12 protein-coding genes are annotated in these 15,116 nt (G+C 62.4%); 6 read left to right on the top strand and 6 right to left on the bottom strand.

Annotation, left to right across the window (positions count from 1 at the left end):
- Nucleotides 1-5: 5 nt before the first annotated feature.
- The 3 genes from HJB89_RS16115 (at nt 6) to HJB89_RS16125 (ending at nt 4,207) form a co-directional block, all read left to right on the top strand.
- On the top strand, nt 6-1,637 hold the full coding sequence (locus HJB89_RS16115; RefSeq protein ID WP_207581794.1) for an alpha-D-glucose phosphate-specific phosphoglucomutase: 1,632 nt from the start codon (nt 6-8) through the stop codon (nt 1,635-1,637).
- Between the two features lie 12 nt (nt 1,638-1,649).
- Nucleotides 1,650-3,629, top strand: a complete 1,980-nt coding sequence (gene glgX, locus HJB89_RS16120; protein ID WP_221116625.1) for a glycogen debranching protein GlgX — start codon at nt 1,650-1,652, stop codon at nt 3,627-3,629.
- 89 nt (nt 3,630-3,718) lie between these two features.
- Nucleotides 3,719-4,207: a MaoC family dehydratase gene (locus HJB89_RS16125; RefSeq protein ID WP_207581796.1), complete on the top strand. Its 489-nt coding sequence runs from the start codon at nt 3,719-3,721 to the stop codon at nt 4,205-4,207.
- Between the two features lie 15 nt (nt 4,208-4,222).
- Here the strand turns inward: HJB89_RS16125 and HJB89_RS16130 are convergent, their stop codons facing one another.
- The 5 genes from HJB89_RS16130 to HJB89_RS16150 form a co-directional block, all read right to left on the bottom strand.
- On the bottom strand, nt 4,223-4,621 hold the full coding sequence (locus HJB89_RS16130) for a VOC family protein (protein WP_207581797.1): 399 nt from the start codon (nt 4,619-4,621) through the stop codon (nt 4,223-4,225).
- Between the two features lie 47 nt (nt 4,622-4,668).
- Entirely contained in the window at nt 4,669-5,217 is a 549-nt protein-coding gene (locus tag HJB89_RS16135; protein ID WP_207581798.1) for a sarcosine oxidase subunit gamma, read from the bottom strand.
- Nucleotides 5,210-8,203, bottom strand: a complete 2,994-nt coding sequence (locus tag HJB89_RS16140; RefSeq protein WP_221150196.1) for a sarcosine oxidase subunit alpha — start codon at nt 8,201-8,203, stop codon at nt 5,210-5,212. The genes HJB89_RS16135 and HJB89_RS16140 overlap by 8 nt, the downstream gene beginning before the upstream one ends.
- Nucleotides 8,200-8,541 (bottom strand): sarcosine oxidase subunit delta, encoded by a 342-nt coding sequence (locus HJB89_RS16145; protein ID WP_207581800.1) that lies wholly within the window; start codon nt 8,539-8,541, stop codon nt 8,200-8,202. The genes HJB89_RS16140 and HJB89_RS16145 overlap by 4 nt, the downstream gene beginning before the upstream one ends.
- A 145-nt stretch (nt 8,542-8,686) precedes the next feature.
- Entirely contained in the window at nt 8,687-9,940 is a 1,254-nt protein-coding gene (locus tag HJB89_RS16150) for a sarcosine oxidase subunit beta family protein (protein ID WP_207581801.1), read from the bottom strand.
- A gap of 298 nt (nt 9,941-10,238) precedes the next feature.
- On the opposite strand from HJB89_RS16150, the gene HJB89_RS16155 reads away from it, so the two are divergent.
- On the top strand, nt 10,239-11,273 hold the full coding sequence (locus tag HJB89_RS16155) for a FecR domain-containing protein (protein ID WP_207581802.1): 1,035 nt from the start codon (nt 10,239-10,241) through the stop codon (nt 11,271-11,273).
- A 5-nt stretch (nt 11,274-11,278) separates the two neighbouring features.
- Here HJB89_RS16155 and HJB89_RS16160 read toward each other — a convergent pair whose 3' ends face one another.
- Nucleotides 11,279-13,450, bottom strand: coding sequence for a CHASE2 domain-containing protein (locus HJB89_RS16160; RefSeq protein WP_221150233.1), 2,172 nt, complete (start codon nt 13,448-13,450; stop codon nt 11,279-11,281).
- 357 nt (nt 13,451-13,807) lie between these two features.
- On the opposite strand from HJB89_RS16160, the gene rpsU reads away from it, so the two are divergent.
- Both rpsU and HJB89_RS16170 read left to right on the top strand, forming a co-directional pair.
- Complete coding sequence (gene rpsU / locus HJB89_RS16165; RefSeq protein WP_207581803.1) at nt 13,808-14,020, top strand: 30S ribosomal protein S21; 213 nt, start codon at nt 13,808-13,810, stop codon at nt 14,018-14,020.
- 135 nt (nt 14,021-14,155) lie between these two features.
- Complete coding sequence (locus HJB89_RS16170) at nt 14,156-15,022, top strand: tetratricopeptide repeat protein (RefSeq protein WP_207581804.1); 867 nt, start codon at nt 14,156-14,158, stop codon at nt 15,020-15,022.
- Nucleotides 15,023-15,116: the final 94 nt, after the last annotated feature.

Raw genomic sequence — 15,116 nt, forward strand, 5'->3', positions numbered from 1 at the left:
CTAAAATGAACAAGTCTGTACCCACCACGCCCTATCTGGACCAGAAGCCCGGGACGTCGGGCCTGCGCAAGAAGGTTCCGGTGTTCCAGCAGCCGAACTATGCGGAGAACTTCATCCAGTCGATCTTCGATTCACTGGAAGGCTTTCAGGGCAAGTGCCTCGTCATCGGCGGCGACGGACGCTACTACAATCGCGAAGTCATCCAGAAGGCGATCAAGATGGCCGCCGCCAACGGCTTCGGCAAGGTCATGGTCGGCAAAGGCGGCATTCTGTCGACGCCGGCCGCCTCCCACATCATCCGCAAGTACAAGGCTTTCGGCGGCATCATTCTTTCCGCCAGCCACAATCCCGGCGGTCCGACCGAAGATTTCGGGATCAAATACAACATCAACAATGGCGGCCCGGCGCCGGAAAAGATCACCGACGCGATTTATGCACGCTCCAAGACGATCGACAGCTACAAGATCGCCGATTTCGCCGACGTCAATCTCGACCGCATCGGCAAGGATGAGCTTCCCGGCGGCACGATCCTGTCGGTCATCGACCCGGTCGAGGACTATGCCGCGCTGATGGAAGAGCTGTTCGATTTCGGCGCCATCCGCAACCTGATCAGCCTCGGCTTCCGCATTGCCTTCGATGGGATGAGCGCCGTCACCGGCCCCTATGCCAAGGAAATCTTCGAAAATCGCCTTGGCGCTCCCTTGGGATCGGTGCGCAACTTCATGCCGCTGCCGGATTTCGGCGGCCATCATCCGGACCCCAACCCGGTTCACTGCAAAGAACTCTTCGATGAGATGATGGGCGATGACGCGCCCGATTTCGGCGCCGCGTCCGATGGCGACGGCGACCGCAATCTGATTATCGGCCGCGGCATCTTCGTCACGCCCTCCGACAGCCTGGCGATTCTGGCCGCCAACGCCAATCTCGCTCCCGGCTATTCCGGCGGCCTTGCCGGCATCGCCCGCTCGATGCCGACATCGGGCGCGGCCGATCGTGTCGCTGAAAAGCGCGGCATCGGCATGTACGAAACGCCGACCGGATGGAAGTTCTTCGGCAACCTGCTCGACGCCGGCATGGCGACGATCTGCGGTGAGGAAAGCTCCGGCACCGGCTCCAGTCACGTCCGCGAAAAGGACGGCCTCTGGGCCGTGCTGCTGTGGCTGAACATTCTTGCCGTGCGCGGCGAGAGCGTCGCCGATATCGTCACCCAGCACTGGCAGACCTACGGCCGCAATTATTATTCGCGCCATGACTACGAAGGTCTCGACACCGATGCGGCGAACGGCCTTGTGGACAATCTCCGCAGCCAGCTTTCCACCCTGCCCGGCAAGAGCTTCGGCAGCCTGAAGGTCGAAAAGGCTGACGACTTCGCCTATCACGACCCTATCGACAAATCGGTGAGCGAGCATCAGGGTGTCCGCGTGCTCTTCGAAGGCGGCTCCCGCGTCGTCTTCCGCCTGTCCGGCACCGGCACGTCTGGCGCAACCTTGCGTGTCTATATCGAGCGCTACGAGCCGGATTCGACTCGCCACAACATCGAAACGCAGGAAGCGCTCGCCGATCTGATTGCGGCCGCCGAAAGCATTGCCAGCATTCGTGAACGCACGGGACGCGATGCGCCAACCGTGATCACCTGATCCGGGGGGAACATGCGGGGGAACAGTTCGGCGCAAAGCGGCGCGATCGTCTTCGAGACCGGCGTCGAATTTGGCGTGTGGTCGCATCATGCCGCACAAATCGAACTCTGCCTCTTCGAGGATGACGGCAACAGGGAGTTCGCGCGCTTGCCGATGGCGCGCGACAGCAACTACACCCACCGTCTCTTTGTCGACGGGCTGAAGGCGGGGGCTCGCTACGGCTATCGTGCCGACGGTATCTACGCCCCTGACAACGGCCTCTGGTACGATCCCTCCAAACTGCTGATCGATCCCTACGCCAAGGAAATCGATAGGCCGTTCCGCTACGATCCCCGCCTCGGCATCTATGGCGAGGATAGCCAGGATCTGATGCCGAAGGCGATCGTCACCACCGATACGCCTGCCGAAATCCGCAAGCCGCTCTTCAAACCGGGCGGCTTTATTTATGAAGTGGCGGTACGGCCCTTCACCATTCTCCATCCCGACGTGCCGGAGGCCGAGCGCGGCACGGTCGCTGCCCTTGCCCATCCCTCCGTCATCGCCCATCTGAAGCGGATCGGTGTCGATGCCGTCGAGCTGATGCCGATAACCGCCTGGATCGACGAACGCCACCTGCCGCCGCTCGGCCTCACCAATGGCTGGGGCTACAATCCCGTCGCCTTCATGGCGCTCGATCCGCGGCTCGCCCCCGGCGGCATGGCCGAGCTGCGCCAGACGGTCGCGGCCCTCCATGCCGAAGGCATCGCCGTCATCCTCGATCTCGTCTTCAACCATACCGGCGAGAGCGACCGTTACGGCGCGACGCTATCGCTGCGCGGTCTCGACAACCTGCATTATTATCGCCACGCCCACAGCAGCCCTAACGAGCTCGTCAACGACACCGGTACCGGCAATACGCTCGCCTGCGACCATCCAGAGGTCCGGCGTCTCATCATTGATAGCCTACGCCATTTCGTGTTGAACGCCGGCGTCGATGGCTTTCGCTTCGATCTTGCCCCGGTTCTCGGCCGCACCGCGACAGGCTTCGAGCGCGACGGCGGAACGCTTGCCGCGATCCTCGCCGACAAAGTGCTTGCCGACCGCATCATGATTGCCGAACCCTGGGATATCGGCCCGGGCGGTTATCAGCTCGGCAATTTCCCCAGCTCCTTCCTCGAATGGAACGATCGTGTTCGTGACGATCTGCGCTGCTACTGGCGCGGCGACGATTGGAAGACCGGCGCGCTGGCGACCGCACTCGCCGGCTCCTCCGACATCTTCTCCCGCAACGACGGCAGGCAGACGCGTAGCGTCAACTTCCTCGCCGCCCATGACGGCTTCACGCTGACAGATCTCGTCTCCTACGCCGGAAAGCACAATGACGCCAATGGCGAACACAATCGTGATGGCCACAACGAGAACCACTCGTGGAATGGCGGCGTCGAGGGAGAAACCGTCTATCCGACGATCCGCAAGCGCCGCCGGGACGATGTGACGGCGCTGATATCGACGCTGTTTGCCACCCGCGGCAGCATCATGCTGACGGCGGGCGACGAGGGCGGCCGCAGCCAGCACGGCAACAACAACGCCTATTGCCAGGACAACGAGATCACCTGGCTGGATTGGAAGGCGCTGGACGAAGGTCTGGTCGCCCATACCGCCTTCGTCGCAGGCCTGCGTCGCCGCTTCACCGCCTTCTCCGAAACGGGATTGCTGTCAGGAAACGGCGATGTCGAATGGATTTCGCTCTCCGGCGAGCCGATGACGGTTGTCGAATGGGAGACGCCGTCGCTTTCCACGCTCGGCATGCTGCTGTCGACCGGCGACCGCTCCTTGCGCGGCAGGCAGACCCGGCTTGCCGTGCTTTTCAACCGTTCGGGGGATCGCCAATTTTTCACGCTGCCGTCCGGGGCCGAGCCGGGCTGGCGCCAGTTGACACCGGAGGGCGCGAAGAAAATCGGCGACCGCGCAACCGTCGAGCCGCGGTCCGTCGCCTTTTTCGTAGAAAATTGACCGCCGCCTCTCGCTTGCGCAAATCCTTGTCGCAATCGTCACAAATGCACGATAAGGCTTGGGCCGGCGGCTTGTTTCACGAGGAATTTATGGTCACGGAAATTTCACTCTCCGACGTGCGGGGATTGATCGGCATGGAAACGGGCCTTTCGGATTGGATCACCGTCGACCAGACGATGATCGACGCTTTTGCAGGGGCAACCGACGACCATCAGTTCATTCATGTGGATCCTGAGCGCGCGGCGGCGGAGAGCCCTTTCGGCGGCACCATCGCCCACGGTTTCCTGACGCTATCTCTGCTGTCGACGCTGAACTACAATTGCCTGCCGAAAGTGCGCGAGCAGACCATGGGCATCAATTACGGTTTCGATCGCGTCCGCTTCATGACGCCGGTGAAAAGCGGCGCCCGCGTCCGTGGTCGCTTCCTGCTTTCCGACGCCCGCTTCCGCGGCGCCGGCATGCTGATGACCACCTATGACGTTTCGATCGAAATCGAAAACGAGAAGAAGCCGGCGCTGACGGCAAAATGGATCACCATTATCCAATTCGACCCCAAGGACCGTCCCGAGGACGTTTGAGCGAAACGCGGCTTGTTACTCGGCCGAATTGCAGACGGCTTCGAGTGCGTGCCCGTCCGGATCCATCACGAACGCCGCATAATAGTGTTCGCCGTAGTGGGCGCGCAAGCCTGGACCACCATTGTCACCGCCGCCATGTGCGATTGCCGCGACATGGAACTGATCGACCGCCTGGCGGCTCGGGGCGGCAAAGGCCAGATGAAAACCCGGGCCGGCCGGACGCTGGCCATCCGGCCGATGTTTGATCGCCAGTTTGTCTCCGCCGCCGGGAAGGCCGTAGCCGACCGCCTGTCCCGTCTGCCCCGGCCTCATGTCATCCCAGACCCTGACATAGCCGAGGGCACCAAGGGCGGCATCGTAAAATGCCGCTGACCGCTCGATATCGGAAACGCCGAGGGAGGCATGGTGCAGCATTCACCTATCCCTTGAATGAGACTTACGAAGCCGGGATCCGTACGGGCTCAATGGCCGGCGTCATGAGCCGCCTCGTTGAGCAGCCCGAAGACGAAATCCGAAAACGACCGCCAGCACTCCACCCGGAACGTGTCTTCTTCCGTGCGCAGAAGCACGATCTCCGCCTTGCCGAGGATCGTGCGCGACGCGGCTCCGACCGGAAAAGAAGACAACGACAGATCTTGCGGGCAGCCGGCGGCAAGCGTCTTTTCCGCACCCGGCCCCGAGACGATGATCGCGAGATTGCGGTGAGAAACGTCGGTCGCCGAATGCACGGCGCCCACGCGCGAAAGCACTGTCATCAGATCGGCGCCGTCCTCGTCGATCACCAGCCATTCGTCTGGCCCGATCCAGAGCACCGATCGGGCGCCGGCCCGGACCGATGTTTTCGGGGCGGTCGGCACGGATAGACCGAGCGCCGAGGAAAGCGCGGCAAGCGATTCCGCCGGGGCGCGCAGCGCCACCCGGCTTGCAGTGGGTGCGGTCGTCAGCCGCACCGTTGCGGAACCGCCGAGACGGCCGGCAAGCGCCGGTTTGCGAATTGCAACATCAGCCATGGATGCGGCCTCCTTCCTTGTCAAAGAACACCATATCCGTCAATTCGACGGCGATCGTCCGGTCCGCCATCGGCACATAGAGCGTCTCGCCCATCCGCGCCCGGCCGCCGGCGACGAGCGCGAAGGCGATCGACCTGCCGCAATTATCCGACCAGTAGGCCGATGTGACGTGACCAAGCATGGTCATCGGCTTCGGCTCGTTCGGGCTTGCGACAATCTGCGCGCCTTCTTCGAGCACCAGCTTCGGGTCGTTGGTGATAAGGCCGACGAGCTGCTTGCGCCCATCCTTGACGAGGTCCGGCCGCTTCAGCCCGCGGATGCCGACAAAATCCGTCTTTTTCTTCGAGACCGCCCAAGAAAGTCCGGCGTCATCGGGAGTTACGGTCCCATCGGTATCCTGGCCGACGATGATGTAACCCTTCTCGGCGCGAAGCACATGCATCGTCTCGGTGCCGTAGACGCAGACGCCGAGCGGCTCGGCATTGGCCCAGACCGCTTCGAGCACCGACTGGCCGTAATCGGCCGGCACGTTGATTTCGAAGCCGGTTTCACCGGTGAAGGAGACGCGGAAAAGCCGTGCTGGCACGCCACAGACCGTGCACTCGGCAACGCTCATATGCGGGAAGGCTTCGTTCGAAAGATCGAGCCCCTCGACCAGCGGCGCGACGATGTCGCGCGCCTTCGGTCCCTGCACGGCAATGACAGCCCATTGCTCGGTCACCGAGGTCAGCCATACCTTCAGATCCGGGAATTCCGTCTGCAGATAATCTTCCATGTGATGGAGAACGCGCGGCGCACCGCCTGTCGTCGTCGTCACATGGAAACGGTCGTCTGCCAGCCGTCCGACGACGCCGTCGTCATAAACGAAGCCGTCTTCGCGGGTCATGATGCCGTAGCGGGCCTTGCCGGGCTTCAGCGTGTCCCAGGCATTGGTATAGATGAGGTTGAGGAACTTCGCCGCATCCGGCCCCACCACCTCGATCTTGCCGAGCGTCGAGGCATCGAAGATGCCTGCCGCCTCGCGTGCCGTCCGGCATTCGCGGCCGACCGCCTCATGCATGGTCTCGCCCGCCCGCGGATAGAACCAGGCGCGCTTCCAGTTGCCGACATCCTCGAAGACCGCGCCGTGGGCTTCTTCCCAGTCGTGCAGCGGCGTCTTGCGCGTCGGATCGAACAGCTCTCCGCGCGAATGGCCGATCAGCGTGCCGTAGGTGACCGGTGTATAGGGCGCACGGAAAGTGGTGAGCCCGACTTGCGGGATTTCCTTGCCAAGCATTTCGGCGGCGATCGCCAGGCCGTGCATGTTGGAGAGCTTGCCCTGGTCGGAGGCCATGCCGTTGGTCGTGAAGCGCTTGATATGCTCGATCGAATGCATGCCCTCGCGCACGGCAAGGCGGATATCCTTGGCGCAGACGTCGTGCTGGAAATCGATGAAGGCCTTGGCATTGGTCTTCGGTCCGGCGCCTTCGGCAGCGCCGATCATGCCGCCTGTCCAGTCATAGGCCTGCTCGGCCGAAATTGCGATCTTCTCGCCGCTGCTTCCGCCGGTGGCCTGCGCCATCAGCTCGCCGGCGGCAAGCGATTCTTCGATCGTCCGCTGCAGGTCGTCGGTGCCGTTGCAGGCGCCGACCGAGAGGCAGTCCTGCGCATAGGAGCCGGGCAGGAAACGTTGGCTTTCGGCATCGAAGGCCACTTTGCCGCGCGACTGCGAAAACATATGCACCGACGGCGTCCAGCCGGCCGAAACCAGCAGCGCATCGACCGCGATCTTGCGCGGCGAACCACCGCCGTTGCGCGCCACCGTCATCGATGAGATGCGCAGCCGTCCCGACGTGTTGACGACCGACTGGCCGGCCAGAACATCGATGCCGAGCGCTCGCGCCTCTTCCAGCACCGCCGCTCCCGGCGCCTGCCTGCTATCGACGATGGCGGCGATCGACACACCGGATCGTTTCAGATCGAAAGCGGCCTCATAGGCCGAATCATGCGCCGTGTAGATGCCGACCTTGGTCCCGACGGCGACGCCGTAGTGATTGAGATACATCCGCCCCGCCGAGGCCAGCATGATGCCCGGCCGGTCGTTGTTCGGAAATACCATGTGCCGCTCGATCGCGCCGGTGGCCAGGATCACCCGCTTGGCCCGGACCTGCCATAACCGCTCGCGCGGCAGATCGCGGGAAGGCTTGGCGATATGATCGGTGACGCGCTCGGCAAGACCGACGAAATTGTGGTTGTAGTAGCCGAAGGCGGTCGTGCGGACCAGCACTTCGACATTGTCCATAGCCTTCAGGCGAGTCACGGCCTTCTGCGCCCAGCTATTGCCGTCCTGTCCGTCGATCGTCACGCCGGTATCGTAACGCAACGCCCCGCCCGCTTCCGCCTGCTCGTCGCACAGGATCACCCTGGCGCCGCTCTCGGCAGCGGCCAGCGCCGCTGAAAGCCCGGCAAGGCCGGCGCCAACCACCAGCACGTCGCAATGGGCATAGCGGCTGGCATAATGATCGGGATCCTCTTCCGTCGGCGCGACGCCGAGACCAGCGGCGCGACGAATGATCGGTTCGTAGACATGTTTCCAGGCGGCACGCGGCCACATGAAGGTCTTGTAGTAGAAACCGGCGGCGAAGAACGGCGACATCAGGTTGTTGACCGCGCCGACGTCGAAGGCAAGCGACGGCCAACGGTTCTGCGAGGTGACGATCATGCCGTCGAAAACTTCCTGCACGGTGGCGCGCACGTTCGGCTGCTTGCGCGCCGTATCGCGGGCAACGTCGATCAGCGCATTCGGCTCCTCGGCCCCTGCCGACAGAATGCCGCGGGCCCGGTGATATTTGAACGAACGGCCGACGAGATGCACACCGTTGGCGATCAGCGCCGAGGCGACGGTATCGCCTTCGAGCGCCGTATAGGTCTTGCCGTCGAAGCTGAAGCGCGCTGTTTTGGCCGGTGTCAGGCGCCCCTTGCCGACGATACGGTTCACGCCGCTCATTGCGCCTCTCCTTCCACGGCTTCATATGTCTCGACAGGCGCATGCTGCTGGGCCGCCGCACCGATCTCAGGCTTCGGTTCACCCGCCTTGTAAGTCACGATGAACTTGTCGCTCACCGTATCGCGCGCCGCGTTGAAGAAGCGCCCGCAGCCATGGATGTGCCGCCAGCGTTCGAAGATCAGCCCCTTCGGATTGTCGCGCATAAAGAAATAGGCCTCGAACTCCTCGTCCGAGATCGAGGCGATATCGGCGGGCCGCACGATATGCGCGTCACCGGCACCGCGGAACTCAAGCTCCGAGCGCTCTTCCTGACAGTAAGGGCAATGGATCAGCAGCATGTGTGATTTCCTTCTCCTCCCCTTCTCCCCAGCGGGAAGAAGGTGCCTGAAAGGCGGATGAGGGGGTGAGCGACGAAAGGAGCGAGCATCCGAGTGGGAAGCGAGGATGGCACGCCCCACAAAATCTCAGTCATGATATTCGTCATCAGTGCGCCACCGCCGCCGCCGCCGCCTCGTCGATCAGCCGGCCACTGCGGAAACGCTCCAGTGTCAGCCCGGCATTGAATTTGTGCGGCTCATCGCGAGCAATCAGATGCGCGAAGAGATTGGCCGAGCCCGGCGTCGCTTTGAACCCGCCGGTTCCCCAGCCGCAATTGACGTAGAGCCCGGGAACAGGCGTCTTCGACTGGATCGCCGAACGATCCGGCGTATTGTCGACGATGCCGCCCCATTGCCGCATCATCTTGACGCGGCGGAACATCGGGAAAAGCTCGCAGATGGCGTCGAGCGTGTGGGTGATGATCTGCAAGCCGCCGGTCTGTGAATAGGAATTATACTGGTCGGTGCCGGCACCGATGACGAGCTCTCCCTTGTCGGACTGGGAGATATAGGCATGCACCGTGTTCGACATGACGACACACGGAAAGATCGGCTTCAACGGCTCGGAGACCAGGGCCTGCAGCGGGCTCGATTGCAGCGGCACGCGTACATCGGCCATCTTCATGATTGTCGTCGTATGGCCGGCCGCCGACACGGCGACTTTCTTGGCGCCGATGAAGCCGCGCGAGGTCTCGACCCCGGTCACGCGCCCATCGGGGCCGCGGCGGATGCCGGTCACTTCGCAATTCTGGATGATGTGCACCCCGCGGTCTGAGGCTGCGCGCGCATAACCCCAGGCGACCGCGTCGTGCCGCGCCGTGCCGCCGCGCCGCTGCAGCGCTGCCCCGTTGATCGGATAACGTGCGCTGGCCGAGATATCGAGCGGCGGACAATAGGCCTTCGCCTGCTCCGGCGTCAGCCATTCATTGTCGATGCCGTAGAGCCGGTTGGCATGGATATGCCGCTTGAACGACTGCTGGTCGTGAATATTGTGCGAGAGCATCATCACGCCGCGCGGCGAATACATCACGTTGTAGTTGAGCTCCTGGGAAAGCCCTTCCCAGAGCTTCATCGAATGCTCGTAAATGTGCATGCTCTCTTCGTAGAGATAATTCGAGCGGATAATGGTGGTGTTGCGCCCGGTATTGCCGCCGCCGAGCCAGCCTTTCTCGATCACCGCCACATTGGTGATGCCGTGCTCCTTGGCGAGATAGTAGGCAGCACCCAGCCCGTGGCCGCCGGCGCCGATGATGATGACATCATATTCGGCGCGCGGCTCCGGCGAAGTCCACTGCTTCTCCCAGCCCTTGTGGCCACGAAGGGCCTCCCTCGCCACGGCAAAAACCGAATATTTCCGCATCCGCCTTCTTCTCCTTCAGGAAAGGGCTGTTCTCCGCGCCCATACAAATCGCAAATCCAAATGCGGCACAACGGTTGTTTTGCGACGCGCGAGAGCTTTGCTTTTGACACTAAGCGACATGATGGCGAAAACGGCGCGGTTTTCAGACGACATCGTGCGCTGCTTGCGAAAGCCGTTCGGCGGGATAAGGCAAAGCTGACCTTTCCTCGGCCAGCCGCCCGGTCCTAGCCCAAGTGGGCGAGAAGACAACCAGTTACTAAAATGTTAATTCACCTTATGTTTCCGGGGTTCCTGTATCATGTGGGGTCGGCGTTCATTACTCCAGGCGTTTTGCATTGTGGTTGTTGGCGCGCAACCGGCACTCGCCGCCGAGCCGGTCGGCCAAGCTGTCGTCATCAAGACGGAGGTGACGGGAGAGAGCGGCCCGATCGAAGTCGACACCAGCGTCCATCGCAACGAACGCATCAAGACATCCCCATCGGGACTTGGCCAGTTCCTGTTCCGTGACGGCACGAAGCTCGCAGTGGGCTGGGGCTCGTCGGTCGTGATCGACAAATATGTCTTCGATGATTCCCAATCGGTCAAGAAACTGACCATCAGAGCGGCAAAGGGTACGTTCCGCTGGGTGAGCGGCAGTTCCAACTCCTCAGCCTACCAGATCCTGACGCCCGCCGGCACGATCGGGGTGCGCGGCACCGCTTTCGATTTCTACGTCGGCCCTGATGGCACGACCGCCGTCGTCCTGTTGAATGGCGCGGCTCGGTTTTGCGGCCCGGGCGGCTGCCGGCAGTTGCAGCAACGCTGCGATTGCGTGGTGGCCAAGCCGAACGGCAATATGTCGGCGGCACGCCGGGTCGATCCCAGCATTCTCGATACGCTCGGAAATCCCCGCGCGCTCCCCTTTCTCTCCGGCAATCAGCGGCTTTCAGGCGGCATCGGCATGATCGGCGGCTGCAATATGGCGTCAGCCGCGCCGGAAAGAAAAGACAGAAAACCGCCTCCGCCGGCGATTGCGCCAGTTCCCAAAAGGCAGGATCCGCCGCAGAGGCAGGCCGAGCCGCAGAAGGAGCGGCCGAACAAGCCGGACAAGCCGCATCACGACAAGCCAGATCATGACAGGCCAGATCACGACAGGCCGCATCATGACAGGCCCGATCGTCCCGACAAGCATGATGGTCATGATGATCACGACCGGCCCGGGAACCACGACCAGCATCACGGGAATGACCAGGATCATCAAGGACACGACCGCGATGGCAATCACGATGGCGATCACGATTACGACAGGGATCGGCATCACGACGGGGGCTGGGGTTTCAATCGCAACCGCTGACCCGTTCAGTCGGCCGCGCTCTTCTCGAACCGATCACTCACCTCGCGAAAATGATCGGTCCTGCCGGATACCCGCCGATAGAATTCCGCCAGGCCGTCGATCACCCCCGCCGCCCTGAGCTTTGCTGCGCCGACAAGCTTGCGGGTGTTCTTCGAATGCGCAAGCAGGGCCTGCATCAGCTGCTGGTGGGCGACAACAAGGGCTGAAAATTCGGCCGATGTGGCAACGCGTTCGTCGCCGACAACGGCAAGGATCTGCGTTCGGATGCTCTTTCCTTTGAGCGGAATGGCGCCAGCCTCGATCAGCGCCATTCCCTGCACCGACCTTGCCGTGCTGTCGGATATCAGAATGTCGAAGCCGACTTCCTTGCAGCATGATTCCAGCCGCGCCGCGACGTTGACGGCATCACCGACCGCCGAATAGTTGAAGCGCGTTTTGGCGCCCATATTGCCGACGCAGGCGAGGCCGGTGTGGATGCCGATGCCGATCCCGACCTGTTGTCCGGGTCCGAAGCCGAAAGCGTCGCCGGCGTTCAACTCGGCCAGGGTTTCACGCATGGCAAGCGCTGCGCGGACCGCCTTGGTTTGATGATCGGGCACATCGATGGGCGCATTCCAGAACGCCATGATCGAATCGCCGATGAACTTGTCGAGCGTACCTTCATTGGCCACCACATGGCGGCTCAGCGCATCGAGCAACGTGTTCAGGAATGCGACGACATCCGTCGGTGCCAGCCGCTCGCTGATCTCGGTGAAGTTCCTGACATCGACGAACATGACCGTCAGTTCACGGTCGTCGCCGCCGAGGCGCAATGCATCGCGGGTATGCTCGATGCGATGGAGCAGCGATGGCGAAAGATAATGCCCGAAGGCGCGCCGCACCGCCCGCCGTTCCCGGTCGATCACCAGGATCCGGAATGAGGTCGCGGCAAAATGGATGATTGATCCGCTGACAATCGGCGCCAGCGGATCGAAAAGAAGCCCCGCATAAAGAAACGACACCCAGGATGCCACGAGCGCCATTGCCGTAATCAACAGGCCGCAGATCAGCGCGACGGCCGGGCTGACGAAGGTCGTCACCACGACGAGAAGGCATCCGAGCACCGCGATGACAAGGATTTCCAGCCCGTCCGCCCAGTCGGGCCGCGACAGGAAATGGCCGGAGAGGATCTGCTCGACGGCCTGCGCATGCAGCGAAACGCCAGGAACGTTCTCGCCGAGCGCCGTGACGCGGATGTCCTGGAGCCCGGCCGCCGATGTGCCGACGAAGACGATGCTGCCGTTAATGGCAGCCGCGACCTCGGGAGAAGCCCCTTCGGCCGCAAGCATCTGCCGGGCGGATATGTACCGCTCAGCCCGGTCGGGGCTGACATAAAGCCAGAGTTCGCCCGCCGCCGTCAGCGGCACGACGAAATCGCCGATCTTCGCCGATGTCATAATGCCGGCGCGATCGGGCGCGCCTGATAGCACATAGGTCGACGCCCCCTGGGCGACGCGCAGGGCCTCGATGGCGAGATTTGGATAGAGCTGCTCGCCGTCGGTCAGGAACAGCGGAACCGCCCGCACCACCGGCGAGGGGTTGCCGGGGTTGAGGCTGATATGGCCGAGCCCCGCCGCATTGGCCTCCAATTGCGGCCTGAGCGGCGTCGAGGCGCCGAGATAGGGAGGAGCCGAGACAGGGCTTTCGCCTGTGAAGGCGAAACCCGCCTTCACAGGCGGCCGATAATGGCCCTCGTTGGAAAGGCCGAAGCCGAGTACGACGGGCTTGCCGGCAATCGAGCGGGCGAATATTTCGTCATTATCAGGCAGTTTCTCGGCAAGGGAAGGATCGACGCCTGCAACCTCGCTGACAACATTGCGCGGCGACAGCCGGTCCGGCTCGGCGAAAAGAATATCGAAGGCGATGGCCGAAGCGCCCATCTGCGAAAGCCGGTCCACCAGCAGGGCCAAACGGTCCCGCGGCCATGGCCATTGACCGAATTCCCGTAACGAGGCCTCGTCGATGTCGATCACGCGGACCGGCATCGGCTCGAAGGTCCTCGGAACCAGACGCTGATATTCGTCGAAAGTCACGCCGCGGATCAGCTTGAAAATCGCGGGATCGCCTGCCCGCAGGATCGTCAGCAGAGCCACGATCGCCAGGCCGATAGCGACACCGATTTGCTGGACGCGCGTCATGATCTCACCGGGTGTTCCCTCGACGGCCGGCAGAACGGCTCGCACCTGCCGATAGGCTACGCCGCTTTCGGTCCAAATGCCATTCGCGCATGCATCCGGGTAAACGATCGCCTCCGGGCCAGGACCGCTCTCATGGAGGAGATCGCCGCGCTGGACGAAGTCGCGCCAGAGCCGGATCTTGACCTGATAGGGCAAGCGGGATTTTTCCACCCCGCTTCCCATATCCATCTGGACTTCCTAAACCCGATCTGCTATCTGGCATGACCAATCGCAAGGCTGCGGCCGCGCGAACGTTATATTTTTGCCCCTGGCGCTGCGCCGCCGCCGGCATCAACCAACCAAAGGAACGTGATTCTCGTGCAGGTACTTGTCCGCGATAACAATGTTGATCAGGCTCTCCGCGTTCTCAAGAAGAAGATGCAGCGCGAAGGCGTTTTCCGCGAAATGAAGATGCGTGACTACTACGAGAAGCCGTCGCAGAAGCGTGCTCGCGAAAAGGCCGAGGCTGTTCGTCGCGTTCGCAAGCTGGCCCGCAAGCGCGCCCAGCGCGAAGGTCTGGTCGCACACTGAGCGTTGCCGTCGTTTTTTCGACGTTTTCAGATGCATTGTGGCGGGGGCGATGGGTTCGCCGCCGCCTTTTTTAGTTTGCCGCTGAAGATCGCATATCCGCGCACCGGATATGCCGCATGGGGAAATCGAGCCCGAATGGCTGTCAACACCTTCAATCCGTCCCGCGCTTTGCGCTTGCAGAAAACCGCATTCCTGCCCGCTTTGGCGCTAGCGGCAATGTTCGCCCTCGCCGGCTGCGAGACGACCAATACCTCGGATGCGGTGATCCGCATCGACAAGGCGCAGGGCTCGGAAGAGAATATCGCCTCGCTGACGGCGGTTATCAACGCCAATCCCAAGGATCCCGAAGGCTACAATGTCCGTGGCTCCGCCTATGGCCGCGCCGGCCAGTTCCGTCCGGCTCTGAATGATTTCAATACGGCGCTGCAGATCAATCCACGGTTTTTCCAGGCCTACGCCAATCGTGCCCTCGTCTATCGCAACATGGGTCAGCAGGCCCAGGCGATCGGCGATTACAATGCCGCGTTGCAGATCAATCCGAGCTATGACGTCGCCTATATCGGCCGCGGCAATGTCTACCGCACGGCCGGCCAGGATGATCAGGCCTTCAACGATTTCGACAAGGCGATCCAGCTTGGCACCACCGATGGCCGTGCCTATCACAATCGTGGCCTGATCTATCAGAAGCGCAATCAGCAGGATAAGGCGATCGACGATTTCTCGAAGGCGATCTCGCTCGCGCCGAATTCGCCCGAGCCCTATAATGGCCGCGGCATTTCCTACATCGCACTGAACGACAACGACAACGCCTTTGCCGATTTCAACCACGCGATCGAGCTTAACGGCAACATTGCCGAATCCTGGGCCAACCAGGCGCTCGTCTACGAACGCCGCGGCGACAAGGCGAAGGCCACCCGGTCCTATCGTCACGCCGTCGGCCTCGATCCGAAGTACCAGCCAGCTCGCGACGGTCTCGCCCGCGTCGGTGCTTCCGCCGGCTAAGGACATCAGCTGGGCGGCGGGCAAATCGGCCGCCGCAGGGCTCGTCGTCCTCGATGACATATCATAGTATGTTGCAACCTGCTCTTGCTCCCCC

It is taken from the genome of Rhizobium sp. NZLR8, from assembly GCF_019685025.1.
Taxonomy (GTDB): domain Bacteria; phylum Pseudomonadota; class Alphaproteobacteria; order Rhizobiales; family Rhizobiaceae; genus Rhizobium.